At 71.5% G+C, this 26,611-nt stretch carries 20 protein-coding genes; 16 read left to right on the top strand and 4 right to left on the bottom strand.

Features of this window, described 5'->3' with window-relative positions:
• Positions 1-74: 74 nt before the first annotated feature.
• Positions 75-689, top strand: a complete 615-nt coding sequence (locus AB0F56_RS14515) for a hypothetical protein (RefSeq protein WP_362008481.1) — start codon at positions 75-77, stop codon at positions 687-689.
• A 100-nt stretch (positions 690-789) separates the two neighbouring features.
• Here AB0F56_RS14515 and AB0F56_RS14520 read toward each other — a convergent pair whose 3' ends face one another.
• Together AB0F56_RS14520 and AB0F56_RS14525 are read right to left on the bottom strand one after the other, a co-directional pair.
• The gene (locus AB0F56_RS14520) at positions 790-1,875 is read right to left on the bottom strand and encodes an alpha/beta hydrolase-fold protein (protein ID WP_362008483.1); all 1,086 of its coding nucleotides are present in this window, start codon (positions 1,873-1,875) and stop codon (positions 790-792) included.
• Positions 1,876-1,914: 39 nt separating this feature from the next.
• Positions 1,915-4,395, bottom strand: coding sequence for a penicillin acylase family protein (locus tag AB0F56_RS14525; RefSeq protein WP_362008486.1), 2,481 nt, complete (start codon positions 4,393-4,395; stop codon positions 1,915-1,917).
• 200 nt (positions 4,396-4,595) lie between these two features.
• On the opposite strand from AB0F56_RS14525, the gene AB0F56_RS14530 reads away from it, so the two are divergent.
• The 12 genes from AB0F56_RS14530 to AB0F56_RS14585 all read left to right on the top strand — a co-directional run bounded on the left by AB0F56_RS14530 (position 4,596) and on the right by AB0F56_RS14585 (position 17,969).
• Entirely contained in the window at positions 4,596-5,588 is a 993-nt protein-coding gene (locus AB0F56_RS14530; protein WP_362008488.1) for an esterase family protein, read from the top strand.
• A 4-nt stretch (positions 5,589-5,592) separates the two neighbouring features.
• A complete protein-coding gene (locus tag AB0F56_RS14535; protein WP_362008490.1) occupies positions 5,593-7,116 on the top strand; it encodes a peptidoglycan DD-metalloendopeptidase family protein in 1,524 nt (507 codons plus the stop codon).
• Between the two features lie 109 nt (positions 7,117-7,225).
• Positions 7,226-9,259, top strand: a complete 2,034-nt coding sequence (locus tag AB0F56_RS14540) for a family 43 glycosylhydrolase (protein WP_362008492.1) — start codon at positions 7,226-7,228, stop codon at positions 9,257-9,259.
• Between the two features lie 275 nt (positions 9,260-9,534).
• Positions 9,535-10,344 (top strand): serine/threonine protein kinase, encoded by an 810-nt coding sequence (locus AB0F56_RS14545; protein WP_362008495.1) that lies wholly within the window; start codon positions 9,535-9,537, stop codon positions 10,342-10,344.
• The gene (locus AB0F56_RS14550; RefSeq protein WP_362008496.1) at positions 10,341-11,858 is read left to right on the top strand and encodes a serine/threonine-protein kinase; all 1,518 of its coding nucleotides are present in this window, start codon (positions 10,341-10,343) and stop codon (positions 11,856-11,858) included. The genes AB0F56_RS14545 and AB0F56_RS14550 overlap by 4 nt, the downstream gene beginning before the upstream one ends.
• 75 nt (positions 11,859-11,933) lie before the next feature.
• The gene (locus AB0F56_RS14555) at positions 11,934-12,128 is read left to right on the top strand and encodes a DUF4236 domain-containing protein (protein WP_362008498.1); all 195 of its coding nucleotides are present in this window, start codon (positions 11,934-11,936) and stop codon (positions 12,126-12,128) included.
• Between the two features lie 148 nt (positions 12,129-12,276).
• A complete protein-coding gene (locus AB0F56_RS14560; RefSeq protein ID WP_362008501.1) occupies positions 12,277-12,669 on the top strand; it encodes a hypothetical protein in 393 nt (130 codons plus the stop codon).
• Positions 12,666-14,438, top strand: a complete 1,773-nt coding sequence (locus AB0F56_RS14565) for a GMC family oxidoreductase (protein WP_362008503.1) — start codon at positions 12,666-12,668, stop codon at positions 14,436-14,438. Before AB0F56_RS14560 ends, AB0F56_RS14565 begins: the two co-directional genes overlap by 4 nt.
• Entirely contained in the window at positions 14,435-15,304 is an 870-nt protein-coding gene (locus tag AB0F56_RS14570) for a hypothetical protein (RefSeq protein WP_362008506.1), read from the top strand. The genes AB0F56_RS14565 and AB0F56_RS14570 overlap by 4 nt, the downstream gene beginning before the upstream one ends.
• A 122-nt stretch (positions 15,305-15,426) precedes the next feature.
• Entirely contained in the window at positions 15,427-16,140 is a 714-nt protein-coding gene (locus AB0F56_RS14575; protein WP_362008509.1) for a VanZ family protein, read from the top strand.
• Positions 16,141-16,174: 34 nt separating this feature from the next.
• A complete protein-coding gene (locus tag AB0F56_RS14580; protein ID WP_362008512.1) occupies positions 16,175-16,885 on the top strand; it encodes a response regulator transcription factor in 711 nt (236 codons plus the stop codon).
• Entirely contained in the window at positions 16,878-17,969 is a 1,092-nt protein-coding gene (locus AB0F56_RS14585) for a HAMP domain-containing sensor histidine kinase (RefSeq protein ID WP_362008515.1), read from the top strand. Before AB0F56_RS14580 ends, AB0F56_RS14585 begins: the two co-directional genes overlap by 8 nt.
• A 157-nt stretch (positions 17,970-18,126) precedes the next feature.
• Here the strand turns inward: AB0F56_RS14585 and AB0F56_RS14590 are convergent, their stop codons facing one another.
• Complete coding sequence (locus tag AB0F56_RS14590) at positions 18,127-20,028, bottom strand: alkyl sulfatase dimerization domain-containing protein (RefSeq protein WP_362008517.1); 1,902 nt, start codon at positions 20,026-20,028, stop codon at positions 18,127-18,129.
• Between the two features lie 117 nt (positions 20,029-20,145).
• A complete protein-coding gene (locus AB0F56_RS14595; protein WP_362008520.1) occupies positions 20,146-20,940 on the bottom strand; it encodes a YhjD/YihY/BrkB family envelope integrity protein in 795 nt (264 codons plus the stop codon).
• 322 nt (positions 20,941-21,262) lie between these two features.
• Here AB0F56_RS14595 and AB0F56_RS14600 point away from each other — a divergent pair, with 322 nt between their 5' ends.
• The 3 genes from AB0F56_RS14600 to AB0F56_RS14610 all read left to right on the top strand — a co-directional run bounded on the left by AB0F56_RS14600 (position 21,263) and on the right by AB0F56_RS14610 (position 26,448).
• Complete coding sequence (locus AB0F56_RS14600) at positions 21,263-22,918, top strand: GMC family oxidoreductase (protein WP_362008523.1); 1,656 nt, start codon at positions 21,263-21,265, stop codon at positions 22,916-22,918.
• Positions 22,915-24,426 (top strand): patatin-like phospholipase family protein, encoded by a 1,512-nt coding sequence (locus tag AB0F56_RS14605; RefSeq protein ID WP_362008526.1) that lies wholly within the window; start codon positions 22,915-22,917, stop codon positions 24,424-24,426. The genes AB0F56_RS14600 and AB0F56_RS14605 overlap by 4 nt, the downstream gene beginning before the upstream one ends.
• 75 nt (positions 24,427-24,501) lie before the next feature.
• Positions 24,502-26,448 carry a hypothetical protein gene (locus AB0F56_RS14610; protein WP_362008529.1) on the top strand — a complete coding sequence of 649 codons (1,947 nt, stop codon included), beginning with the start codon at positions 24,502-24,504 and terminating at the stop codon, positions 26,446-26,448.
• Positions 26,449-26,611: the final 163 nt, after the last annotated feature.

The raw sequence follows: 26,611 nt of genomic DNA on the forward strand, positions 1-26,611 counted from the left end.
CCGTCCTGCCCCTAGCGTGATCGTCATGCCGGTTCGGTCCCGACGAAACCGGAATGTCACGAGAAGGCGGAATCATGACGGTCGAGACGCTTCCCCGCTGCGCGTACCCCGAGTGCACGAACCACCCCGAGGCGCCGACGCCCGACAACCCGGCGCCCCGCTACTGCGCCCACCCGGACCACAACGCGCTGGGGGCGTTCCGGTTCTTCCGCGCCAAGCGGCAGCAGCGCAAGGAGGAGAAGCGGCAGGCGGCCAAGGCGGCCGGCGCCCAGCTCCCCGCCCAGATGTCCGGCGGTCGCGACGACCTCGTGGCGCTCATCAACCAGCTCGCCACGGACCTTCCGGGCTACATCGAGGAACTGGCCATCATCACCGACTCGGCTGCCGCCGAGGCGCGCATAGAGACCCTGACCGAGCGCACCGCGCTCGCGGAGGAGGCCGCGGAGATGGCCGTCGCCGAACTGGACGCGGCCACGCGGCGGTTCGAGGCGGAGACGGAGAAGGTCCGCAAGGAGACGGCACAGCAGGTGGCCGATGTCGAGTTCGTCCGTGCCGAGTTGGAGCGCAACCGCGAGCGCGTCGCCCAGCTGGAGGAGCGTCTCGACAAGGTGCGCGACGAGGCGGACGCGGCCCGCCGTGAGCGCGGCGAGCTCGCGCTCCAGGCCGAGCAGCACCGGTGCAAGGTGTGACGACCGGTCGGAGGGACAACCGGCGCGGCCCGTACCCGACGACGGCGTGCGTTGGTCGTCGGGTACGGGCCGGGCATGGGCGAAGGCGTCGACGTCGGTGTCAGGAGGCGAAGGACCTCTCCAGCCTCGGGATCAGGTCCCTCAGCGACTCCTCCCAACAGCCGCCGTTGTGGCCGCCGTTGCACTGGGTGCCCCAGCCGGAGCCGTCGCCGTAGTTGACGTAGTAGTACGACATCCCCAGCGCGTCCATCGCGTTCTTGACGTGCTTCGCCGCTCCTTCGAGCCAGAACTCGATGTCGGCGGGCGAGCCGCCACCGTTGCCCACGTAGATCGAGACGCCGACTCCGGCGGCCTTGAGCCGGTCCATGTGCTGCGACGGGTCGACCTCGTTCCACCGCCAGTCGGCGTTGAACACCGGGTACGGCGAGCCGAACGCGGCGTCACTGTCCACGCCGGGCTTGTACGGGGAGTCCTTGGGGTCGCAGACTCCCGACGCCGAGCCGCAGATCGCGCCCTGCGCGTCGATGAGCGAGGCGACGACGGCGAGCCGCAGGTCCATGGACCTGACCGACATGTCGATGTCGCCGGACAGGGACGCGGTCTGGCTGAACAGGTCGGGACGGGACTGGGCGTAGCGGAAGGCCCCGAACCCGCCCATGGAGACGCCGGCGACGGCCCGCGCCTTCTTGGTGGGGATGGTGCGCAGGTTCGCGTCGATGAACGGGATCACCTGCTTGAGGTGGAAGTTCTCCCAGTTCTGGGCCCCGGCCGCGGTCTTCTGGTTGAGCCAGTTCGCGTACCAGCCACGGGCGCCGCCGTCCGGAATGACGGTGATCATGGAGTCCGACATGGAGAGCGCCGGGTAGTTCTGCCGGACGGGGTCGTCGGGCGAGCCGTGCAGGAAGTACATCACCGGGTAGCGCCGGCCCGGGTCGTCGTAGTATCCCTTCGGCAGAATGATCTTGATGTGCTGCTCGCCGGCGACCTCGGGCGTGGTCACCGTGAGGTAGAAGTCGGTGGAGCTGCCGTACGCCGTGTCGACCTGGGTCAGGCCGAAGCCGTTCGCCATCGGCGGCGGTGCGGTGGAGCCGTCGGCGGCCTGTACGGAACCCGCCGGCGCGACCATGGCCGCGGCGGCGAGCATCCACGCCGCCCCCAGTCGCCACCAGTTCGCTCGTCGTGTCACAGGATTTCCCCCTCGTGAGTGGTCGGGCATGGGGTGTACTCAGTTCAGGACCTTGATCCGCAGCTCCGGTGAAGCCGCGATCTGTTCCTCGGTGAAGCGCTCGGTCACCCACTTCCCGGCCGAGAACAGCTTCGTCTGGTCGGCGTAGTGCGGTGAATTCGGGTTGGCCGACTGGGAGTAGGCCATGACGGACAGGGCCTGCGGCGGGCCGTCGGCGGTGAACCGGACCTGCTGGATGAAGCTCGACCCGTGGACGATGTCGAACTTTCCGTCGACCTGACCAGGAGTGATCACGTTCAGCACGCCCAGCTGGCCGATCGCGCCGTGGATCGGGATCTGCTCGCCGCCACGGGTGACCTTCTGGACGTCCGACAGCGGGGCGTTCAGCGCGATCCCCGCCTTGCGCAGCGCGAGTACGGCCCGGGCGAGGGCGTCACGGACGGCCGAGCTCCCGGGATCCAGCGAATTCGGCGTGTGCACCGGGTCCTTGGGGTCGAAGGGCACCCGCCACGGCAGCTTCTCGATCCCCTGTCCCCCGAGCAGGTAGGACCAGTACGTGGCGAACAGCCAGGAGCCTCGGCTGTCCGACGTGTAGTCATGGCTCTTCCAGGCGGCCAGGATCGGACAGGCCTCACTCACGTTGACCAGGTTGCCGTCCACCAGGACGAGCCCGAAGGGGACGCCCTGGCACATCGACACCGTCGCGTTGAGGGCCAGATCGGCAGCCCGGCTGTTGTCGGCGAACAGCAACTGCCCCATGGTCTCCGGGGTGAAGCCCTTCCCCGGCAGCCCGTCGGTGCCGTTGATCCGCCGCTGCGCGGTCAGGAGGAGCTCCTGCGTGCGCAGCGAGCGGGGCGCCGCGCTGTCGCCCATCACCCTGGGGAAGGTCAGTGGCTGCTCGGGGTTGGCCAGCCAGGCGCTGTCGTTGGCGTTGCCCACGAAGTCGGTACGGATCAGGCGCGGCTGCCTCTTCGGGTCCAGGAGGCCCGGCGCGACCGCGTTCGGGTCGTCGGGCCAGTCGCAGGCGCCGCGCTTGCCGTCGAAGATGGAGATCGGCGGAACGGTCGGCAGGCGTAGCGTCTGGTGGAAGAGCAGCTTGCCGGTCTCGGTGAGACACGACTGGGCGTGCGCGTCGGTGATGTTCGGGGTGGCCTGGATGTCCGCGTACAGGGCGTTGCCCTTGCGGTCGGAGGCGACGGTGTTGAAGAACGGCACACCCTGTGTGCTCTCCAGCGTGTCGACGACCTCGTGGACGTCCTTCGCCTGGTCGAGACGGAACCAGGTGTTGAGCGCGCGCAGGTTGTCCATGTTCACGTCGCGCACCGCGTGCGCGCTCACCACCCACGGCAGGGCGACGCCCTGTAGGGAGGTGGTGATGGGGCCGTAGCGGGTGGACCACAGGGTCCTGGTGACCTTGGAGAGGGTGCCGTCCGCGTTCTTCACGTCGACCGCGACCTGCTGCGAGGTCATCTGTTCCCAGGCGCCGTCGACCAGGTACTTGGTGGGGTTCAGCGGATCCACCTGGACGTCGAAGAGACCGAACGGGGCGACGGTGGCGACGGTGTGGCTCCAGGCGACGTTGTCGTTGTAGCCGATGTTGATCGCGGGGAGGCCCAGCAGGCTGGCCCCGGAGACGTTGACCTTGCCCGGGATCGTCAACTGGCTCTGCCACATGCGGTTCTTGCCCTGCCACGGGAAGTGCGGGTTGGCGAGGAGCATGCTGGTGCCGCCGGACACTCCTTGCGATCCGACCGCCAACGCGTTGCTGCCCATGCCCTGTTCGCGGCTCACGGCCATCGCGTCGCGGATCTTCGCGGCGGTCGTGGCGGGTGAGGAGGCCGGCTTCCTGGGGGCAGCAACCGAGGCGCCCGGGGGCGCGGCGTTGACCAGTCCGTCCAGCAACGCGTCGGCGCTGCCCATGATGATCTCGGCATGGGCGTGCCGGTACACGTCCAGCTCGGTGATGGGTCGCACCCAGGCGGCACCGCGGCAGGCCGGGTCGGAGAGGTTGTCCACGCCGGTCTCCGCCAGGTACCGGTTGTAGCCCTGGACGTACCCGCGGATGCCCTCCTGGACCTCCGGCGTGGGACCGTCGGGGGCGGGCTTGGCGAGCAGCCGCTCCACCACCCCGTTGTCCTTGATCCGCTGGAAGTACAGGTCGCTGTTGAGGTTGGTGGTGGTGTTCTGGTTCTGCCCGGGGCTCGCCCTGCCGTCGGGCCCCAGATGGCGGGACCTCTGGGCGTTGACCATCAGATAGGTGTCGGCCAGGGTGCAGATGTTGTCCTTGGCCGCCGCGTACCCGTACCCCGTGCCGAGACCCTCCCAGTCCGAGGCGACGATGTGCGGGATGCCGTACTCGGTGTAGCGGATCGTCGGCTTGTCCGGCGCCGGCTCGGCGACGGCCGACGTCGGCCTGTCCGGCACCGCGGCCGTCGACCCGGTGGCCGCCATCGTGCTCATCACCGCCACCGCGGCCAGGACCGCCATCGGCAGCCGCGCCCTGAATCTCCTCCGTGCCATCGAGCCGTCCTTCCCCTGGGGTACGGGCCTTGGTCCGAACGCGGACACGCCAGGGATAGCCGACGCGCCTGCCGCCTGTCCCTCCGTAACCTTCCGGAGTCCCCCGGACCCGTGGCGTTGCTACCTTCCAGACGCCCGTTCGCACGGCCGCTCTCCGCCGCGCCGGACACCTCGCCACCACTCCCGACCAGGAGGACACGTTGAGCGCGCAGCAGCCCACCCGCAGGAGCATCCTGAAGTCCGCCGGAGGCCTTTCGGCCGCCCTGGCCCTCGGCGCCGGAGGCGTCCTCGCCGGCGCGTCCCCCGCCGCCGCCGTCGGTGACGGCTTCGGCCTGCGCATCGTGGAGCGCGGCGAGGCCGACCCCCGCATGTGGTACTACCGCTTCCAGACGAACGCGATCGGCTGGAACCCGGCCGTCAACGTGCTCCTCCCGGACGACTACCACTGGAGCGGCGGCCGCAGGTACCCCGTGCTCTACCTCTTCCACGGGGGCGGCGACGGCCAGGACTTCATCACCTTCGACCGCGAGCGCATCCGCGACTGGACCGCGGGCAAACCACTCATCGTCGTGATGCCCGACGGCGGCCGCGCCGGCTGGTACTCCAACCCCGTGAGCTCCAACGTCGGCCCGCGGAACTGGGAGACGTTCCACATCGATCAGCTGATCCCGTGGATCGACGCGAACTTCCGCACCTTCGCGGAGTACGACGGCCGTGCCGTGTCCGGCTTCTCGATGGGCGGGTTCGGCGCGCTGAAGTACGCCGCCAAGTACTGGGGCCACTTCGCCTCGGTCAGCTCCCACTCCGGCCCGGCCAGCCTGCGGCGGGACAACGGCCTCGTGGTCCACTGGGCCAACGCCACCTCCGGCGCCCTGGACCTCGCCGGCGGTACGGTCTACGGCGCGCCGTTCTGGGACGAGGCCCGGGTGAACGCCGACAACCCGATGCAGCGGATCGAGAGCTACCGCAACAAGCGCGTCTTCCTGGTCGCCGGCACCAGCCCCGACCCGATCTCCTGGTTCGACACGGCCAACGAGACCCAAGTCCTGTGGGGACAGCGGGAGTTCCGTGTCGCCCTCGGCAACGCGGGCATCCACCACGAGTGGCACGAGCTGCCCGGCGGCCACTTCGTCCGCCACGACATGCTGGTGCGCGACATCGACGGCGTCATCGCCCGACTGCGCAAGGCGTGACCTCGTGTTCCGTGGACTCTCCCGACGCGCGCTGACCTGTGTCCTCGCGGCGACGGCCGCCCTGCTGCTGCCGACGACTCCGGCTCCCGCCGCGGCCGCCGCTCCGGCCCGCGCCGCCGTCGCCGGGGCGGCCTGTCCGACCTCCGGCACCGTGACCCAGCACTACCACGCCAACCACAACGGCGTGGACATCGCCAACTCCGTCGGCACGCCGATCTACGCGATCGGCGACGGTGAGGTGACCATCTCCGGGTACGAGTCCGGCTACGGCCAATGGATCCGGGTCCAGCACCCCGACGGGCGGATCTCCGAGTACGGGCACATGTCCCGGCGGGACGTCTTCGAAGGCGACCGCGTCGTGGCCGGTCAGCAGATCGCCCTGATGGGCTCCGAGGGGAACTCCACCGGCCCCCACCTGCATCTGCGGATCTGGGGCGACCCGGCCACCTCGTACCACCTCGACCCCGAGGTGTATCTCGCGGAGCGCGGTGTGGTGCTGCCCTGCACCCCGGGCACGGGCCCGCAGCCCAGGCCACTGGTGTATCCGGCGGAGTCGGGCCGGGTCGTGTCGGCGCGCTCCGCCGACGGGCGCCTCGAAGTGTTCGCCGCCGGAGCCGACGGCATCCACCACGCCTGGCAGCAGCAGGTCAACGGCAACTGGTCGTCCTGGGAGGCCCTCGGCGGGCCCGCCAACGCCCAACTCGCCATCGCCCCCAACGCCGACGGCCGCCTGGAGCTGCTCGCCCTCAACGGCAACACCTTCCAGCACCGCTGGCAGCTGAACCCGTCCGGCGGCTGGTCGAACTGGGAGACCTTCGGCATCGGCGGCCGGGACACCGCGGCCGGCGTCAACGCCGACGGCCGTATCGAGGTCTACGCGTCCGGCCCCGTAGGCCTCTTCCACCGGTACCAACTCGCCCCGAACGGCGGCTGGTCGGAGTGGGAACCCACGGGCGGCGGCCCCGCCGACAGCCGCGTGGAGATGGGGAAGGCGCCCGACGGCCGCCTGGAGGTCTTCGCCCTCAACGGCAACACCTTCGAGCACAAGTACCAGACCGCCCCCAACGGCGGCTGGTCCGCCTGGAGCACCTTCGGTGAACAGGGCGGCCACGACCTGACCGTCGACCACAACGCGGACGGCCGCCTGGAGGTCTTCGCCTCAGGCCCGGCTGGGGTATTCCACAAGTACCAGACCAGCCCCACCAGTTGGTCCGGGTGGGAAGGAACCGGCGGCCCCGTCAACGCGCAGCTCACCAGCGAACGCACCCCCGACGGGCGCGTCGAGGTCTTCGCGATGAACGGCACCTCCGCCATGCACATCTGGCAGACCGGTCTCAACGCGCCTTACAGCCAGTGGGCCGCGTTCGGCACCGGCGGTACGGAGGTCACCGCGGCCTCCAACGCCGACGGCCGTATCGAAGTCTTCGGCACCAACCCCGTCGGCACGTTCCACACCTGGCAGACCGGCTTCAGCAGCTGGGCCGACTGGGTCTGGGTCAACGACACCGCAGGTCCCGCCCTCGACTGACCCGCCCCCTCACACCCGCCGTCGACCGACCCGCCCCCTCACACCCCACCCGCGTGGCCGGCCGTGCCCCCTGCGACACGGCCGGCCGCGCGGTACGTCCGGAGGACCCATGCTTCCGATCAGCAGACGGAGCCTGTTGCGCGGCGCGGCCGGAGCGGGCGCGCTCCCGCTCATAGCGATGACGGCCGTTCCCGCCGCCGCGTCCTCCGCGGACGTCCCGCCCCCGCTCTGGGTGGGCGCGGGACCCTTCACGTACGTCTACGACCCGTCCACCTCCACCGGCTCGCGCTATCTCAACGATCACACCCTGGTGAAGGCCCAGGGCCGCTGGCACCTGTTCGGCATCGTCGGGGACAGCGCCCCGCGGGGCGAATCCCCGGACAGCGCCGAGGAGATCACCTTCGCGCACGCCTCCGCGCCGACCCCGGACGGGCCGTGGACCACCCACCGCGACGCGCTCACCCTCGACCCGTCCTACTACGGCGAGGAACACCTGTGGGCCCCGCACGTCGTCGAAGCCGGCGGCCGGTACTGGATGTTCTACGCCGCGGGCGGCGCGACCGGGGCCGCGATCAACCTCGCCACCTCGACCGACCTGTTCACCTGGACCCGCGAGCCGTCGGGCCCGCTCTTCCGGGGGCTCGCGGCGCGCGACCCGATGGTGCTGCGGATCGGCGGCGAGTGGGTCATGTACTACACCGAACTGTCGGCCCCGGGCGGCCACCATGTCGTGGCGTACCGGCGCTCCGCCGACCTGGTGAACTGGAGCGAGCCGGGCGTCGCGTTCACGGACGCGAGCACGGACGCGACCGTCTCCGTCACCGAGTCGCCGTGCGTCGTCGAACGGGACGGCTGGTACTACCTGTTCATCGGCCCGAGGGGCGGCTACGAAGGGACCGACGTCCTGGCGTCGCGAGACCCCTTCCGCTTCGAACTCGCCGGGTACGCGGGCCATGTGGCCGGTCATGCCGTCGAGGTGGTCCGCGACGGGGACACCTGGCATGCCAGCGCCGCAGGCTGGTTCCGGCACGGGCTGTACGTGGCGCCCCTGCACTGGCGGGACGCGCCGCCGCCGTGGCAGAGCGCCGACAACCCGGTGGCCGGTCTCGACGCGCTCGGCCGGCTCACGGTGTTCGCGCTCGACGCCGCCGACCGCTCGATGCTGCGGCGCGTCCAGATCGACCCGTCCACCGACAGCTGGTCGGAGTGGGAGCCGTTCGGCGGGCCCGCCGGTGCGGTGCCCACCCTCGGCCGCACCACCGACGGCAGGCTGGAGGTGTTCTCGCTCGCCCCGGGCGGAGTGAATCTGCACCACCGGGTGCAGCGGCCGGACGGCGGCTGGCACGCGTGGGAGGAGTTCGGCGGCCCGGCCGGCGCCGCACCGTCTGTCGCCCGCGACGCCGACGGCCGGCTCGAGGTCTTCGCGCTGAGCCCCGGGGGCGGCTCCGTCGCACGGCGGCGGCAGCGGTCGGCGGGGGCACTGGTCTGGGACGGGTGGGAGGTCGGCTTCGGCGGGGCGGCGGGCGCGCCCCCGGTCGTCGCGGCGAACGCCGACGGCAGGCTGGAGGTGTTCGTCCTCTCCCCCGGCGGCGCGGGCATCCGCCACCGTTGGCAGGAGACTCCGGGCGGCCCCTGGACCCCGGCATGGCATCCGTACGGCACCGCCGCGGGCGCCGCGCCCCGGGTCGCCAGGGACGGCAGCGGTCGGCTCACGGTCGCCGCGATCGGGCCGTCGGGCGTGGGCACCTTCGCCCGGCGGCAGGCCGTGGCGAGCGGCGGCTGGGCCGAGTGGCTGCCGCTGTTCGGCTGGAGCGCGGCCGCCCCGGCGTTCGCCGCCAACGCCGACGGCCGCCTCGAGGCGTTCTCGTTGTCGCCGGGCGGCGCCCGGCTCAGCCACCGCTGGCAGGTCGCCCCGGGCGGGGACTGGGCCCCCGGCGGGGAGTTCGGGGAGCCCGGTCTCCGGCTCGCGGCGACGCCGACGTCCGCGCTCGACTCGACCGGGCGGCAGCACGTCTTCGCCGTCACCGTCGCGGGCGGGGTACGGACCCGTGTCCAGGAGCGGCCGAGCGGCGGCTGGCGGCCCTGGGCGGCTTTCGGCGAGCGCACGGTCGCGCCCCTCGTGTCGGGCAGCCCCGCGCTCTGAGGAGCGTGCGGATCGCGCCAAGTGAACGGAGCGGGCGGGGTCGCGTTCGCGCGGCGCGGAAGGAGGCTTGCGCAGGTCGACCGCTCGTGACGGCCGCCCGTATCCCCACGCCTCGGCGGGAGTTCGCCCGCCGGGCCACCCCGATTCGCGCCGGAGGGCCGCCCGCCAGGGCAGATCGGGTTTCGGCGATGTGGCCGAAGTGCGCCGGTGAACTCCCCTGAGAGATGAGTATCGTTCCGCTCGTCCGACAAGCGACGCGGGGGAACGGGGGAGCGGTGAGTGGCGTAGTCGTCCATCTGCCGCAGGGAAGCGGTGGCGCCGACGGCGCCGAACCGCGCGGTGCAGCGGTGACGTTACGGCTCGGGCCGGGCGAGGTCGCCCGCTTCGGGCGGGGCTCCCCGAGGGTCCCCGTCGAGCTGTGCCTCGCCGACCCGGCGATCTCCCGGCTGGCCGGTGAGATCCGCGTGACCGACGACCACTGGCAGCTGACGAACCACAGCACCACCCACAGCTATCTCGTGGAGAACCCTGAGGGGGCGGGCGAATACCTGCGGGTTCCGCCGCGCCGAGTCGGGGCGCCGATCCCCTTCGAGTTCGCCCGCGTGGTGCTGCCCACCCGCGGTGACGTCACGGTCTCCTTCCAGGTCTTCGCCCCCGACCACATCTACCTCGACCCCGAGGCCATGGGGCTGCCCTGGGGGAACAGCACGGTCACCGCGTACTCCCTCGACGAGACGGCCACCTACTTCCTGGTCCTCGTCGCGCTCTGCGAACCGCGGCTTCGCGACCAGTCCCGGGTGGCGGTCCCCACGACGCCCCAGATCGTCGAGCGGCTCAAGGGGCACGCCACGTGCTCCACGCTGACCGCGCGGGCGGTCAGCTCGCACATCGACTACCTCGCCGAGGAGAAGCTGCGCATCGGCGGCCAGGACGCCCACGAACCCGGCAAGGGCGACCGCCGCAACGGCAAGCGGGAGGAGATCGTCGGGCTCGCGCTGCGCTTCGGGCTCGTACGGGAGGAGCACCTCGCGCTGCTGCCGCCCCTGACGGCGGCCGGCGGGCGGGAGCGGCAGGCCGCGCGATGACACGGCCGCACGGCCCGGGAGACACCACGGAGTGCGACCGCACGGACCAGCTCCCTCCGGGCTTCCAGGTGGGCGACTGGGTGGTGACCGAGCTCATCGGCGCGGGAGGCTGGTCCACGGTCTACGCGGCACGGCGGGCGGACGGGTCTTCCGGCGGCGCCAGCGGCATCGCGGGCGGCTCGTCTGACGGCCCCGCCGACGTCGCGGGCAGGTCTTCCGGCGGCCCCACCGGCGTCGCGGGCAGGTCCTCCGGCGGTCGCGCCGACGTCGCGCTCAAGATCATGCCGACCGCCGGGCTCGCGCCGCTGCAGACGCGCAGGATCGTGGAGTCCGCCCGCCGCGAGGTCGAGCTCGGGGGCAGGGCCGGGCATCCCCGGCTGATCGGGCTCCTGGAGTCGTTCACCCTGAGCGCCCCCGAGCACCCCTCCCTTGAGGGCGCGATCGTGCTGGTCATGGAGCGGGCCGCCGGCAGTCTGCGGGAGCTCCTGGACGCGGGGGTGCCCGAGGCCGAGCGCGGTCGGCTGATCGCGGGGATCTGCGAGGGGCTCGCCCACCTGCACCGCTCGGGCTGGGTCCACGCCGACCTCAAGCCGGAGAACGTCCTGCTCGCCGAGGACGGCTCCGTGAAGCTCTCGGACTTCGGCCTCGCCACCGAGCTGACGGGCACCCACGGGTACGCGCCGCCCATGGGCACCCTCGACTACCTCCCGCCCGAGCGCTGGCGGGCGCCCCTCGGCGAACTCGGCGTACGGGTCAGGCCGACCGCCGACATCTGGGCCCTGGGCATCGTCGTCCACGAGGTGTTCGCGTCGGGCGGCTCACCGTTCCCGGGCGCCACCCCCATGGCGCGGGGCGCGTCGGTCCAGGCGTACGGCCAGGGGCGCGCCCCGCTCCGCATGGACCACGAGATCCCGCCGTTCTGGCGCGCCCTGGCCGCCGACTGCCTCGCCCCGAACCACGAGTCCCGCGCCCCGCACACCGCGGAGAGCCTGCTGGCCCGGATCAGGGCGGAGCAGGGGCCGGCCGGGGCGCGGCCGGGCACGGGTACGGGGCGGTTACGGCACCGGGCCCGCGCCGCCGTCCTCGCCACCGCGCTGTGCGGGATCGCCGGCGCGACCCTGGCTTCGGACGCGGTACGGGCGGGCTCCCCCGCGCCGACGGGCCGCGCGGGCGCGACGGCCGGCACGGTACGGGTGTTCAACGCGGAGCGCGGCTGCCGGGAGCGGGCCGACCGGGACCGGCAGTGCAGCCTGGGCCTGGCGATCGACCCGGCGCGGCCGTACACCGCGGACAACGTCGTGGAGACCCGGGTGTGGCACGGCGACGCCCTGGTCGCCGACTGCCGGTTCACCGGCGGCGAGCTCATCATCGACGAGGAGGACGTGCGGTCCACCGACTGGTACCGCGTCCGTCTCCCGTCCGGCGCCCTGCCCCCGGCGGCCTGGCTCCCGGCCGTGCGCACCAGGGACCGGCCGTCGCTGCCGGACTGCCCGCACCCCACGGCCGGACGCTGAGCGGTGACACGACCGTGGCGTGGCAGTGACGGCCCCGCCGCCACCTTGACGCAGCATGGAGTCGAGGAGGCCGACATGTCGATCTACTACCACAAGCAGATCACGATCATCCCGAAACTGCTCCGCCTGAACATCGGCACGCACGGCTGGTCGCTGAGCTTCGGCCCGCGCCGGGCTCACGTCACCCGGCACAGCGGCGGCGGGCACAGCGCGTCCGTGCGGCTGCCGGGCGGCATCAGCTGGCGCCGGCGCTTCCGCCGCCGACGCTGAGGCACGGGGCGGGCGGGTTGTCATGTGAACGCCCGTCGAACGGCAGGCCGTACGCCGCCATTCGTACGAGGGAGAGCCCGGCGTCGCAATCGAGCCGTTGCGGGGGCGCACCGCATGGGCCGGCGGGCGGCGGGGCACCGATGATCACGTGCCCAACAGAGACGAGACACAGCGCTTCACCGCCCTGTCGGTACGGCTGACCGGATTCGACGAAGTGGCCCTGGAGGCCACCGAGTTGACCGAGGTGTATCGGTCGGTGGCGGCGGAGCAGCTCGGCGCGCAACGGTACGAGCGCCTGCTGCGCGAGCTGCGGAACCCGGACGAGGCCCTGGACCATGAGCTGCAGGAGGCGGCCCGGGCGGTGACGTACCTCTGGTACACGGGCAGTTGGCCGGGCACGCCACCGATCGTGGTGTCCCCGCGCGCCCAGGCCGAGGGCCTGGTGTGGAAGGCGGCCGACCTCTACGCACCGGCCACCGAACCGTTCGGGTACGGAAGTTGGGCCGACGCGGGCGACGCCGTCAAGGGGAGCGTCCGGTGAGCTCGATCCGGTACGACGTGATCGTCGTCGGCGCCGGGGTCGCGGGCTCGCTCGTCGCGGATCGGCTCGGCAGGCAAGGCCGCCGGGTCCTGGTACTGGAGGCGGGCACCTCGGGCGACGCGCCCCCGGCCCGATCGAATCCGGCTGCCCCCTCGCCTGAGGTGACGGACCTCGTCGGCACCGACGACGTACCCGGCTTCCGCGCATCCGGCCACCTGCTGCAGGACGGCCCGCTCCCCTACGCGAGTGGTTACGTCCGCGCCAACGGCGGTACGGGCAACGTCTGGACGGGCCTCGCGCCGCGCATGCTCCCGGAGGACTTCGACACGGAGGCCTTCGGCTACGGGCGGCGGTGGCCGCTCTCGTACGAGGAGCTCGAACCCCACTACCGGGCGGCCGAGGAGGAGTTGGGGGTGGCCGCCGACGCCGACGAGCAGCGCGAACAGCTCGGCCTGCCGTTCCCCGACGACTACGTCTTCCCCATGCGCCCCTTGCCGGCCGCGCGTCTGGACCGCCTCCTGGCCGGCCGCCTCGACGGGCGGCGCGTCAAGGACCCGGTCGCGCTGCGGGAGGTGGAGCTGCGGGTGGTCGGCACCCCGCACGCGCGCAACGGCGTCCCGGACCCCCGCTACGACGGCGGTCGCGGTTACGTGCCGCGCGGGCGGGACGGGCGGCCGGATCCGGGCAGCCGGTGCGTGGGCAACGCGAGCTGCATCCCGCACTGCCCCTCGTACGCGAAGTACACCCCGCTCAAGACCCAGGGTCGCTGGAGCAGGACCGTCACGCTCCGGGACCGGTCCGTGGTGAGCCGCGTCCTCGTGGACGGGCGGGGGCGGGCGACGGGGGTGGAGTACCGCGCGTACGACGGGGAGGTGTCCGTCGCGTACGCCGATGTCGTCGTGCTCGCCGCGCACGCCGTGGAGAACGCCCGGCTGCTGCTCCTCTCCGAACTGGCCGAGGGCAGCGGCCAGGTCGGCCGCAATCTGATGGACCATCCGGTCCTGCTGACCTGGGGCCTGCTGCCCGAGGACACCGGACCGTACCGGGGTCCGGGCTCCGTCTCGGGCTTCGAGGGCTTCCGCACCGGCCCGGCCCGGCAGCTGCGGGCGCCGTTCCGCGTGGAGTTCGGGACGTGGGGCTGGGTGTGGGCGAAGGGCCCGGTGGACACGGACGTCCACCACTTCCTCACCGAACAGGGCTTGTTGGGCGCCGAGTTGCGGCGGGCGGTAGGTGACCGGCTCCGCCGCCAGTTCACGTTCCAGTTCGAGATGGAGCAGGCCGCCGATCCGGCGAACCGGGTCACTCTCCACCCGTACGAGCGCGATGCGTTGGGCCTGCCGCGCCCTCTCGTCACGTACGACCTCGACGACCATGTGAAGGAGGGCATGGCGGCGGCGCGGGCGGTCTCGGACCAGATCTTCGCGCTCCTCGGCGCCGAGGACCACACGGACTACGCGCCGGTGGCGGCCTGGCCAGGCCGTTTCGAGCACGGTGGCCGTACGTACGGCTACCGCGGGGCCGGTCATGCCGCCGGCACGCACATCATGGGCGACTCCCCCGCCACCTCGGTGGTGGACGCCTGGCAGCACTGCTGGGAGCACCCCGGCCTGTACGCAGTCGGCTGCGGCAGCATGCCGTCGGTGGCCACCTCGAACCCGACGCTGACGATGGCGGCGCTCGCGTTGCGCAGCGCCGAGCGGATCGAGCGGGACCTGACGGCCCGCGACCGCCCGACCTCCCTCTCACCGACCGAAGGAGCCCAGCAGTGACGCCCCACCTCCCCCTGCCTCCCGTCCTGGACCCTTTCCAACTCCCCTTCCATTACGGGGCGTTGCACCAGCTAGGCATCGACTGGCTGGTCGAACCGGAGCCGGTCCGCGAGCTGCTCGCCAAGCAGCACCCGGACCTGACCGCGGCGACGTTCGAGGACGGCCGGGCGCTGGTCTCGCTCAACTACCAGCTGTACTTCGCGCAGTACGCGTTCGGCGGCGGGGTGACCCAGGAGATCGAGGTCAACGTCATCGCCTTCCCGACGGCCGAGGGCCACCGCCTGCCGCGGCTTACCTACGCCCAGTACGCGCAGGGCTGGGACCAGACCAAGCTGCTCGGCATCGCCCGCCTGCACGTCGTGTGCGACAACCCGTTCGCGATCCGCGCCGGTCGCGAGCTCTACGCCGAGCCCAAGCACCCGGGCTGGTTCGAGGTGAGCCTGCCGTCCCTCAACGGTCCGGCGGGTGACACGTGGACGGTGCGGTGCAACGCGGCCGCGATCGGTCCGGGCGACGCACTGGAGAAGGGCCTGAGCCCGCTGCTCGACCTCACGGCCGACCTGGACGGCCTCGCCTCGGTCGCCGCCAACTCCGCCCCGGTCACCGGCTACGGCACGGACGCCGAAGGCCGCCTGCTCGCCGGCCCCATGAACCTCTCCCAGCCGTACCGCTGGTACGACCTGACGTCCCCGGAACACTCCACCCGCACGCACCTGACGCTCCACACCCCGGCCGCCACCCTGGGCGACGACCTCCACACCCTTCTCCCCACGACCATCCCGGCCACCGGCGCCTGGACGTACCAATCACCCCCGGTGGCCACCCACAACCGCCCTTACTACCTGCCGAAGGGACCCCGCGCATAACCACCGGCCCCTTCGCACCGTCGCGCCGGCCGAGTGGGACCGACGAGCCGGCGTCGCGTGTATCGCGGGCATATCGAAATCCGCATATGCCCTCGCAACGGCCGTCCGCTTCTCATGGGGGCATGAACCATGACGCCTCCCTGTCCGCACCACCCCGCCGCACGCTCAGGATCGTGATCGTCGGCCTGTTGGTCCTCGGCCTGGGGTGTGCCCTGTTCGTCATACGGGGGCCGCTCATGATGTCCGCTCCCCGGTGCATGGCCGGGCGGTGGCACGGTTGCTACGACACGTTCAACGGTGTGGTGCTCATGACCCTGGTCGCGGTGCCGCTGTCCCTGCTGGTGGTGTGGGCGCTGGCGCGCCTTCGGCGGACCGCCGGTGTCGACGGCACATCGGCGTGGCGCAGGTCGCTGGCCGAGGTGGGCATGGTGCACGGGACGGTGCCGTTCGTGTGGATGATCCTGATGCCGGGCGGCGGGGCCGGCGTCGTTCCCCAGCGGGTGAGCCTGGTGCCGCTGCGGGACCTGGTCACGATGGGGACGCTCGGGATCGTCGGCAACCTGCTGGTCTTCGCGGCGCTCGGGTTCTTCGCCCCGATGCGGTTCGCCGCGCCGGCCTCCGTACCGCGGATCCTGGCGCTCGGGGCAGGCTGCTCGGTCCTGGTCGAGACCGCACAGTACGTCCTGGACCTCGACCGGGTGTCCTCCGTGGACGACGTCCTGGTCAACGCCACCGGCGCCGTACTGGCCGGGCTCGCGTCGCGCCGCTGGTGGCGGACGCGGGCCGAGGAGCCGGTGGACCGGCCGCGCCGGCCGGTGCCCGCGGCGGCAGGCTGAGTGGCGTGCCCTGTGATGTGTCTAGGCTTCGGTCATGCGCGTACTGATCGTGGAGGACGAGCCCTACCTGGCCGAAGCCGTCCGTGACGGTCTGCGCCTGGAGGCGATCGCCGCCGACATCGCGGGCGACGGCGACACCGCCCTGGAGCTGCTGAGCGTCAACACCTACGACCTCGCGGTCCTCGACCGCGACATCCCCGGCCCCTCCGGCGACGAGGTCGCCCGGCGCATCGTCGCCTCCGGGAGCGGCATCCCGATCCTCATGCTCACCGCCGCCGACCGGATCGACGACAAGGCCTCCGGGTTCGAGCTCGGCGCCGACGACTACCTCACCAAGCCGTTCGACCTGCGGGAGCTGGTGCTGCGGCTGAGGGCGCTCGACCGGCGACGCGCGTACGCCCGGCCCCCGGTCCGCGAGATCGCCGGGCTGCGGGTCGACCCGTTCCGCCGGGAGGTCTACCGCGACGGGCGGTACGTCGCGCTCACCCGTAAACAGTTCGCCGTCCTCGAAGTCCTCGTCGCCGCCGAGGGCGGGGTCGTCAGCTCCGAGGAGCTCCTCGAACGGGCCTGGGACGAGAACGCCGACCCCCTCACCAACGCCGTGCGCATCACCGTCTCGGCGCTGCGCAAGCGGCTCGGCGAGCCGTGGATCATCGCCACGGTGCCGGGGGTCGGCTACCGCATCGACGCCCGCCCCGGTCCCGGCCCGGGTCCCGATCCCCGTCCGGGCCGTCCGCATGGCTAGGCGGCGCGGGCTCAGCGCCCGGTTGAAGCTCACCCTCAGCTACGCCGGGTTCCTCGCCGTCGCCGGAACCCTGCTCCTGGTCGTGGTGTGGGTGTTCATCCTGCGCTACGTCCCCGACAACCCGCAGGGCCTCCTCGGGAAGTCGCCCAACCGCTACCTCCTCGTGCGTACCTTCGCGCCCGCCGCGGCGCTCTCGATGCTCTTCCTGCTCGTGTTCAGCCTGGTCGGGGGGTGGTTCCTGGCCGGCCGGATGCTCGCGCCGCTCACCCGGATCACGGCCGCGGCACGGACGGCCGGGACGACCGGGTCGCTGTCCCATCGGATCCACCTGGAGGGCCGCCAGGACGAGTTCCGTGAACTCTCCGACGCCTTCGACTCGATGCTCGCACAGCTCGAGTCGCACGTCGCCGAGCAGCAGCGGTTCGCCGCGAACGCCTCCCACGAGCTGCGCACCCCGCTGGCGATCTCGCGGACCCTGCTCGACGTCGCCCGCAAGGACCCGACGCGGGACCGGGAGGAACTCCTCGCACGCCTCCAGGTCGTCAACACGCGGGCGATCGACCTGACCGAGGCCCTCCTACTGCTGAGCCGCAGCGACCGGCGGACCTTCGCCCGTAAGAGCGTCGACCTCTCCCTCATCGCGGAGGAAGCGGCCGAAACCCTGCTTCCTCTCGCCGAACAGCGCGGGATCACGCTCGACGTCACCGGCGGAGCGACCCGGACCAGCGGCTCCTCGGAGCTTCTGCTGCGGATGATGACGAACCTCGTCCAGAACGCCATCGTCCACAACGTCCTCGTCGGGGGGACCGTGACGGTTCACACCGAAGCGGGGGGCGAGGCATGCGTGCTGCGGGTCGAGAACACGGGCCACCCGATCGCCCCGGACCTCGTACCGACCCTCACCGAACCCTTCCAGCGCGGTACGGAACGCACACGCGACGCCGCCCGTACCGACGAGCACGTCGGCGCCGGGCTCGGCCTGGCCATCGTGCACAGCATCGTCCGCGCCCACGACGGCACCCTCGATCTCACCCCGCGCCCCACCGGCGGCCTCGTCGTCACTGTCCGACTCCCCGACATGTGACCCACCTCACACGCTCGGGACGCGCTGCACCGCCCCGAACAGCTCGCCGGGGTCGTCCTGTGCGAGAGCACGCCCGTCACCGGACCCGAGCACGGCGAGGAACTCATGCGCCGGGTGGCGGGGTTCGCGGTCCGGTACGCCGGCGGGAGCCGTGCGCTCACGGCGTGACGATCGCGAAGTCCGGGTCCGGATCGCTGAGGTGGCCGAGGAGTTCGGCCACCTTCGTCAGGTCGCCTTCGGCCGTCGCCCTGCCCTGCTCGACGAGGTCGGGCAGGGGGGTGACGCCCAGCAGGACCGCGCGCAGGGCCTCCTCGTCCAGGGTCAGCTGGACGTCCGGTTCGGGCGCGGCCGGGCCGGTGCCGGTGCCGTGGGTGAGGACGCCGTTACGGAGACGGAGGGTGACGGGGTCGCCCGCCGTGAGGTTCCAGCGGACGCAGATGTCCGCGTCCCAGCAGTTCGGGCCGTCGACCCGGATGGCGAGGGAGTCGAAGAGCTGGTCGAGGGTGAGCGCCCGCAGCACGTCGGGAGAGGCCACGACCGTCGGCGTACCGGCCGAGCCGTGCCGCAGCTCCATGGCTCCCGTCAGGTAGAAGTTGCGCCAGGTGCCGTTCTCGCTGCCGTACCCCAACTGCTCCAGGGCGTCGGCCTGGAGTTCGCGGGCGGCTGCGTTGCCGGGGTCGGCGAACACGACGTGGTTGACCACCTGGACCACCCAGCGGTAGTCGCCCCGCGCGTACGACTCACGGGCGCGGCGCAACACCTCGTCGGCGCCGCCCATGAACTCCACGTACCGGGTGGCGCTCTCGACGGGCGGATGCTCCCAGAGGTGGGCCGGGTTGCCGTCGAACCAGCCCATGTACCGCTGGTAGACGGCCTTGGTGTTGTGGCTGACCGAGCCGTAGTAGCCGTGGGTGTGCCAGGCCCGCTCCAGGGCCGGCGGCATCCTCATCTCCTCGGCGATCTCCAGCGGCGTGTACCCCTGGTTGAGCATGCGCAGGGTCTGGTCGTGCAGGTAGGCGTAGACGTCGCGCTGCTCGGAGAGGTATTCGACGACTCGCTCGCGCCCCCAGACCGGCCAGTGGTGCGAGGCGAACGCGACGTCGGTGTCGGCGCCGAAGAGGGCGACGGCCTCGGTCAGGTACCGCGCCCACTCGCGTGGATCGCGTACCTCCGCTCCGCGCAGGGTGAGCAGATTGTGCAGGTTGTGGGTGGCGTTCTCGGCCATGCAGAGCGCGGCGTGGTCGGGGAAGTGGATGTTCAGTTCGGCGGGGGCTTCGGTGCCGGGTGTCAGCTGGAAGACCATGCGGATGCCGTCCACGGTCTCCGTCTGTCCGGTGCGGGTGATGTCCAGGGTCGGTGCGATCAGTCCGACCGAACCCGAAGAGGTGGCCTGTCCGAGGCCCGCGCCGATCTGCCCCCGCTCGCCCGTCGGCAGCACGGCACCGTACATGTAGGCCGCGCGCCGGGCCATCGCCGTACCCGCGTAGACGTTCTCGCTGACCGCGTGCTCCAGGAAGCCGATCGGGGCGATGACCGGGACGCCGGTCGACACCTCCTCGTCGGTCAGCACGCCGCGTACGCCGCCGAAGTGGTCGGCGTGGCTGTGGGTGTAGAGGACTCCGATCACCGGACGGGCGCCCCGGTGGGCGCGGTAGAGCGCGAGGGCCGCGGCCGCGGTCTCCGCGGAGATGAGGGGGTCGATCACCAGGACGCCCCGCTCGCCCTCGACGACCGTCATGTTGGAGAGGTCGAACCCGCGGACCTGGTAGATGCCTTCGACGACTTCGAACAGGCCGTGTTCGGCGGCGAGCCTGCTCTGCCGCCACAGGCTGGGGTTGGCCGTGTCGGGGCACTCCCGCTGGAGGAAGTCGTACGCCTCCAGATCCCAGACGGTATGCCCCTGGTCGTCGCGGACGAGGGTCTCCTCCGCCGTCCCCATGTAGCCGCGGCGCGCGTCGTCGAAGTCGCGCGTGTCGTCGAAGGGGAGCCGCCGCAGAACCTCCTCGTTGCCCTGTACGATCCCCTGCTCGGCCGGCCTGGAGTCCTCGTTCCCGGTCATCGATCGGGCTCTCCCTCGCTCCTCGCGCACCTGCCGGGTGGTGGCCGACGCGTCACCCCACCCTCCGCCCGCGTTCGGGACGGGCACGATCCGGACTGCTCCGTACGGGTGAACGCTTCAGGCGTCGATGTCAGTGTCAGTAGTGGCGTCGGGGTCGGCGTCGGCGGGACGGTCGGTTCCCAGGTGGCGGTTGAGCGGAGGTTCCCTCGCGAGTACGGCCCCGATGGTGAACGCGAAGGTGAGCGCGGCGCACACCACGATCAGCCACGACAGCATTGTCAGGACCAGGCCAAGCGAGCCGTACTCGCTCAGGGCCCGGTTGAGCGCGTTGGGCATGTAGAGGCGGGCCGTGAGGCCGAGGACGGTCGTGGCCGTCGCCGCGAGAAGGGCGCCGGGCAGGAGTGGTAGCCAGCGGACGCGCTTGACCAGCAGGAGGCGCTGGGTCCACAGCCACACCCCGGTGCTGACGAGGAAGTACAGCGGCACGCCCAGCCACGCGCCGGCCCCGAAGCCGCTGCGGATCGGCGCCTGGAGGAGCACCACGAGGACAAGGGCCAGCAGCCACACCGTCCACCGCCAGGCGGCGATCCGGGTCCCCGCCCTGGGCAGCCCCCAGGCCCGCTCGCACACCCGGGCCATGGCGCGGCTGAAGCTCGTGGCCGAGACGAGGGCCACGAGCGCGCCCACGGCCCCGCTGGTCTCCTTCAGCCCTTCGGTGCCGGAACCGTTCAGGACCTTCTGCAGTTCCTGGTCCGACACGCCGGTCAGGCCGAACATGGCGCGCAGGGAGTCGCGCATCTGGTCCCGCACGCCGTGCGGTGCGAAGGCCGCCAGGGCGAACAGCAGCGGCACCGCTGCCAAGAACGCCTGGGCCGCGAGCCGGGTTCCCGCGTCAAGCAGGTTCCCGCTCATCAGCCTGCTCGTCAGCTCGGTGAGAACGGGAAAGCGGCTCTCGGCACCCCTCCGGATGCTCCGCACCCGGCTCGCCCACCTCATCCGGCCTCCCGTACCCACCCCGCCCGTCCATTGGACGGGCCGGCACGGTCCCGGGCGAGCCCGCCGACCCGTACGGGGGAACGCCGGGGCGCGTCAGGGGGCGCTTCCGAGGGCGCGTCCCACCAACGTGCGCGGGACGCCACCTGGGTGAACCATGGAGGGAGGTCGTGCGTGCGGCAGCCGCCGACGGGGGCAGTCAGAGCACTTGTTTCGGCTTCGTCTCCGAGAGGTGGCGAGCGTGGACGTCTTCGATGCCGTCGTCGTCGGATCGGGGTTCGGCGGGGCCGTGACCGCGTACCGGCTGGCCGAGGCCGACCTCCGCGTGTGCGTGCTCGAACGGGGAAAGCCGTTCCCTCCCGGATCCTTTCCTCGGAGCCCCCACGAAACGGCCAAGAACTTCTGGGATCCGGATTCCCGCCTGTTCGGGATGTACGACATGTGGAGCTTCTCGACGATGGACGCGCTGGTGTCCAGCGGGCTCGGCGGTGGCTCCCTGATCTATGCCAACGTGCTGATCCGCAAGCCGGAGGACTGGTTCGTGCACGAGTCGTTCGACGGCGGCTACGAGAACTGGCCCGTCACCTATCAGGACCTCGACCCGCATTACGAATCCGTCGAGACCATGCTGGGCGCGGAGCGGTACCCCTTCGATGTGGAGCCCTACGCGCACACGCCCAAGACCCATGCCATGCGGGACGCTGCCGAGAGCCTCGGTCTTCCGTGGGAACTTCCGCACCTGGCCGTCTCCTTCGGAGACCGTCCTGGTGCTCCCCTCCCGGGCGGTGAGGACAATCTGCACCACGCCCCGCGCTACGGGTGCAGGCTCGTCGGTGAATGCGACCTCGGCTGCAACTTCGGCAGCAAGAACAGTCTGGATTTCACCTACCTCAGCGCCGCGGACCGGCTCGGGGCGGAGATCCGTACCCTCTGCGAGGTCCGCTCGTTCGAACGGGTCGAGGAAGGGTTCCTGGTCTCCTACATCGACCACGACGCCGACGCAGATCCGTCCGCTCGTCCCGTGCGGCACACCATCAGGGCCAGGCGCCTGATCCTCTCCGCCGGCACGCTCGGCACCACCTATCTGCTGCTGCGGAACCGCAGCGCCTTTCCCGCGCTCAGCCCCGCCCTTGGTACGCGTTTCTCCGGGAACGGGGACTTTCTCGGCCTGGTGTTCAAGGCGCGGCGGGGACATGAGCCCCGTCTCCTGGAACCGAGTTTCGGCCCGGTCATCACGAGTGCCATCAAAGTGGACCGCGAAGGGAGCGGCGCGAAGGACCGGGGTTTCTACATCGAGGACGCCGGATACCCGGAGTTCCTCAACTGGCTCGTCGAGCACAACGTCCTCACCCTGTCCCACAGGGTCGGCAGGTTCCTGTTGCGGCGAGGGTGGTCCCAGCTGACCAGGACCGCCAGAAGCCGGGTGGGGCGACAGCTCAACGAGGCGATGGGCAAAGGGCTGTTCACCGCGACGTCCGTGCCGTTGCTCGGCATGGGCCGAGACGTCCCCAATGGCCGGATGTTCCTCCGGGACGGGCATCTGGACCTCGACTGGAAACTGGCCGCGTCCAATGAGTACTTCAACCAGATGAACGCGACCATGCAGGCCGTGTCCCACAGCCTCGGCGGACGCTACGCCGCGAATCCCCTGTGGTTGCTCAACCGCCTCATCACCGTGCATCCCGTGGGCGGCGCACCGATGGGGCACAACGCGCGGGAAGGCGTGGTGGATTCCTTCGGGCGGGTGTACGGCTGCCCCGGCCTTTCGATCGCCGACGGCTCGGTGCTGCCCGGACCCGTGGGCCCGAATCCCTCGCTCACCATCGCGGCGCTGGCCGACCGGTCGGCCCTCCGTCTCGTCGAGGACTTCCAACAGAACGGTACGGGACCCTCATGACGCGCAGATCACTCATCCTCGCCGGCGGCGGCCTGAAGGTCGCCTATCAGGCGGGCGTCCTCCAAGTCCTGCTCGACGAGGCAGAGTTGACCTTCGACCATACCGACGGCGCCAGCGGAGGCGTGTTCAACCTCGCGATGTACTGCCAGGGGATGTCCGGGCGCGAGATCGCGGACAACTGGCGCAAGCTCTCTCCCTTGAAAGGCGTCACCCCGAACTGGCGTGAACTGCCGAAGGGGCCGTACGCCCGCTCTCTCTTCACGCTGGACGGCTATCGGCGTCGCGTCTTCCCGGAGTGGGGGTTGGACTGGGCTCGCATCCGGGCGACCGATCAGGAAGCCACCTTCAATCTCTACAACTTCAGCGCCAACGAACTGGAGGTAGTCACCGCCGACGGCATGGACGAGGAGCGGTTCTGCGCCGGGGTGGCCCTGCCCATGTGGTTCCCTCCGGTCGTCATCGACGGGCAGACCTACATCGACCCGGTCTATCTGACCGATGGAAACGTCGAGGAGGCGATCCGGCGAGGCTGCGACGAGCTGTGGATCGTCTGGACGGTCAGCCGGAGGCACCGCTGGCGGGACGGCTTCATCGCCAACTACTTCCACATCATCGAGACGACGGCCAACGGTCAGCTGCAGCACTGGCTGCGCCGGATCGAGGCGAACAACGCGGCCATTCGCCGAGGGGACGAAGGAGAGTTCGGCCGCCCGATCGAGGTCCGGCTCCTGGAGGGCGAGGTACCCCTCAACTACCTCATCAACTTCAGCAGGGACCGATTCGCCCAGGCCGTCGAGCTCGGAGTCCAGCGTGCGCGCTCCTGGTGCACGGAGCAGGGGATCCCCTGGAAGCCCGGCGCCCCTCCGGGCCGCCCCGACGATCGGACCCGGCTGCGCTTCACCGAGCGCATGGTGGGCCGTGTCGTGTTCGGGGAGGACGAGGACCCGCAAGGGACCCCGCCTGAGGTGCGACCGGCGGCCGACCTCGCCCTGCACGTGACCGTCGACATCCAAGGCGTCGACCGCTTCCTCGTCGACCCCGCGCACGAGGCCGCGCTGCGCGGCGAGGTCGTCTGCCAGGAGCTGGGCGGGCGCCTTCCGATCGACCGAGGAACCTTCCAGCTGTTCGTGGAACACGACGACCCGCAGCATCTGCGGATGCTCTACCGCGTGTTCTTCGCCGACCGGGCCGGCCACCCGCTCACGCTCAGCGGGTACAAGGACGTCCGCGAGGACTCCCGCAAAGGGGTCTGGAAGGACACGTCCGTCCTCCACACGCGCGTGCTCCGCGGCCACGTCCACGCCGACGAGGAGTCCGAGGCCGAGACGGTGGCCTCGGGAACCATCCGCATCCGCCCCAGCGACTTCCTGAAGCAGCTCACCACCTTCCGGGTCGAAGCCCCGACGCTGCCCGGCAGGGTGACCACACTCGGGCGATTCGGCCAGTTCTTCGCCGGCAAGCTCTGGGACGTCTACGCACAGAACGTCCTGCCCTGGTCCCCACTGTGACCGGGTCCGCCAAGACCGGGTCCGCCGTAACAGAGTCCGCCTGATCGAGTCCGCCGTGACCGAGGAGGAGCCGTCGTGGACTTCCATGAGCTGCGCAAGCACGCGGAGGCGCTCCGGTTCACCCCCCAGGAACCGGTCCGCTGGCTGGCGCCGAAGGAGCTGACCCGTACGGCGGTCAAGGTCGGCCTCGCCGCCATGTTCGCCGGCTACTCGGACAAGCGCGAGATCCAGGGCGCGCTCGAAGCAGGACTCCTGCACGCACCGCTCTCCCACCCCCGGGCCGAGGAGATCTGGATCGACTTCGTCGCGGACCTCGGCGACGGCTTCGAGGCGACAGCCTCGGTGGCGGCCGCCCTGGGGGCCGACTCCATCGCCGTACCCGAGCACACCCGGCTCCCCCGTGGCTCGCTGCTCGTCCTCGGCGGGGACCAGGTGTACCCGGTGGCGTCGACGAGCGCGTACGAGGACCGGATGAAGGGCCCCTACCGCGCCGCGCTGCCGTGGGCCCCGGACGAGCCGCTCATGGTCGCGCTGCCGGGCAACCACGACTGGTACGACGGACTCACCGCGTTCCTGCGGGTGTTCGCCCAGGAGCGGCCCATCGGCGGCTGGGAGACCCGGCAGACCCGGAGCTACTTCGCCGTGCAGCTGCCCCAGCGCTGGTGGCTCGTCGGCCTCGACAGCCAACTCGGCTCGTACGTCGACGACCCGCAGCGACGCTACTTCGAGACCCACCTGTCGCCGCTGCTGGAGCCGGGTGACAGCGTGATCGTCTGCTCCGCCGCGCCCACCTGGGTGAAGAGCGTCGAGGAGCCCGACGCCTTCAACTCCCTGCACTGGTTCGACCGCAACATCGTACGGACCCGGTTCGACCGGGAGACCCGGACGCACGAGCCCACGGGGGCGTCGATCCGGCTGTGGCTGACCGGCGACAAGCACCACTACGCCCGCTACGCGGAACGGCTGCCGGACGACGCGCCCGGAGCCGGCGACAGGCCGGGAGCCGAGGGCGGTCCTGGAGTCGACGGCGGCCTGCCGCCGGACCCGCGGCGCCGCCAGATGGTGACGTGCGGCCTGGGCGGCGCGTACCTGGCCGCCACGGAGCGGCTCCCGAAGGAGCTGTCGCTGCCGTCGGCCGCCTCGCGCCTGCGCGAGAAGGACGACCCGCCCGTCTCGTTCGCCCTCGCCCCGCACACGTACCCGGATCCGGAGGAGTCCCGCTCGCTCGCCCGCGCGATCGCCAAGCCCTGGTCGCGGCACTGGCTCCCGTTGCGCAACCCCGGGTTCGCGGTCCTGGCCGCGGTCGTGCAGATCGTGCTGGCCCTCGTCATGACGGGCGCCTTCGCGCTGGGCGAGGGCAGACACAATCCCGTCGACGCGCTGCGGGCCGCCGACGGCGAGGACCTGCTCGGGCTGCTCTGCACGAGCGCCGGCTTCTTCCTCCTGCCCTTCGTGATCGGCTGGTGGCGGGGACTGTTGCGCGAACGGCGGCCCAGGGCGCCGTCCGGTCCGGTCGTGGCCGTGCTGTTCCAGCTGGCGGTCACCGCCGCCGCGGTGGCCGCCACCGTCGCCATCGCGCGGGAGGTGCCGGACTCCTGGAACGGGCTGCTGGTGCTCCTCATCCTGCTGGTCGTCGCCGCCGTGGCGGGCGCGTCCCTCGGGTCGGAACTCTTCGCCCTGTGGGTGCGGTGGTCGCACGAGGGCGAGGCCGCCGAGTGGCAGATGTCCGGCCAGTCCATCGACGACCACAAGGGCTTCGTCCGGATGCACATCGCGCGGGACGGCACCCTCACCCTCTTCCCCCTTGCGCTCGACAGCACGTGCCGGGACTGGCGCCTGGAGGAGGTCGCGGATCCCCGGGCGGCGGCGTGGACGCGGCCGGTGCCCGTGACACCGCCGACCGTCCGGCTCATCGAAGAGCCCGTCGTGATCGCGGGTCGGCCGGAGGTGGCCTCCTCCTGGCTGGCCTCCGCCCGGCAGCTCTCGGTCAAGTGGCTCAAAAGCCGTCGGTCGCCCGAATAAACCCCGTACGAATCAAGGTCACTTCATCGAGGTAATCCCCCGGGGATCAAGCGGTGACCAGGGCAATTCCGCGGCTACTGTTCACCGGGATCCGGACGGATTCCCGACGGTACGACCCGCTTTCCACCCCTCGACGTTCCCTCTCTCGCCGTGCGTAAGGAGT

Origin of the sequence: Streptomyces sp. NPDC026092 (assembly GCF_040638605.1) — a bacterium.
Classification (GTDB): domain Bacteria; phylum Actinomycetota; class Actinomycetes; order Streptomycetales; family Streptomycetaceae; genus Streptomyces.

What these genes read in the sequence shown, in the direction of transcription:
- AB0F56_RS14515 (WP_362008481.1), top strand. Translation starts at nt 75, where the DNA reads ATGACGGTCGAGACGCTTCCCCGCTGCGCGTACCCCGAGTGCACGAAC.
- AB0F56_RS14525 (WP_362008486.1), bottom strand. Translation starts at nt 4,395, where the DNA reads ATGGCACGGAGGAGATTCAGGGCGCGGCTGCCGATGGCGGTCCTGGCC.
- AB0F56_RS14540 (WP_362008492.1), top strand. Translation starts at nt 7,226, where the DNA reads ATGCTTCCGATCAGCAGACGGAGCCTGTTGCGCGGCGCGGCCGGAGCG.
- AB0F56_RS14550 (WP_362008496.1), top strand. Translation starts at nt 10,341, where the DNA reads ATGACACGGCCGCACGGCCCGGGAGACACCACGGAGTGCGACCGCACG.
- AB0F56_RS14555 (WP_362008498.1), top strand. Translation starts at nt 11,934, where the DNA reads ATGTCGATCTACTACCACAAGCAGATCACGATCATCCCGAAACTGCTC.
- AB0F56_RS14575 (WP_362008509.1), top strand. Translation starts at nt 15,427, where the DNA reads ATGAACCATGACGCCTCCCTGTCCGCACCACCCCGCCGCACGCTCAGG.
- AB0F56_RS14580 (WP_362008512.1), top strand. Translation starts at nt 16,175, where the DNA reads ATGCGCGTACTGATCGTGGAGGACGAGCCCTACCTGGCCGAAGCCGTC.
- AB0F56_RS14585 (WP_362008515.1), top strand. Translation starts at nt 16,878, where the DNA reads ATGGCTAGGCGGCGCGGGCTCAGCGCCCGGTTGAAGCTCACCCTCAGC.
- AB0F56_RS14590 (WP_362008517.1), bottom strand. Translation starts at nt 20,028, where the DNA reads ATGACCGGGAACGAGGACTCCAGGCCGGCCGAGCAGGGGATCGTACAG.
- AB0F56_RS14595 (WP_362008520.1), bottom strand. Translation starts at nt 20,940, where the DNA reads ATGAGCGGGAACCTGCTTGACGCGGGAACCCGGCTCGCGGCCCAGGCG.
- AB0F56_RS14605 (WP_362008526.1), top strand. Translation starts at nt 22,915, where the DNA reads ATGACGCGCAGATCACTCATCCTCGCCGGCGGCGGCCTGAAGGTCGCC.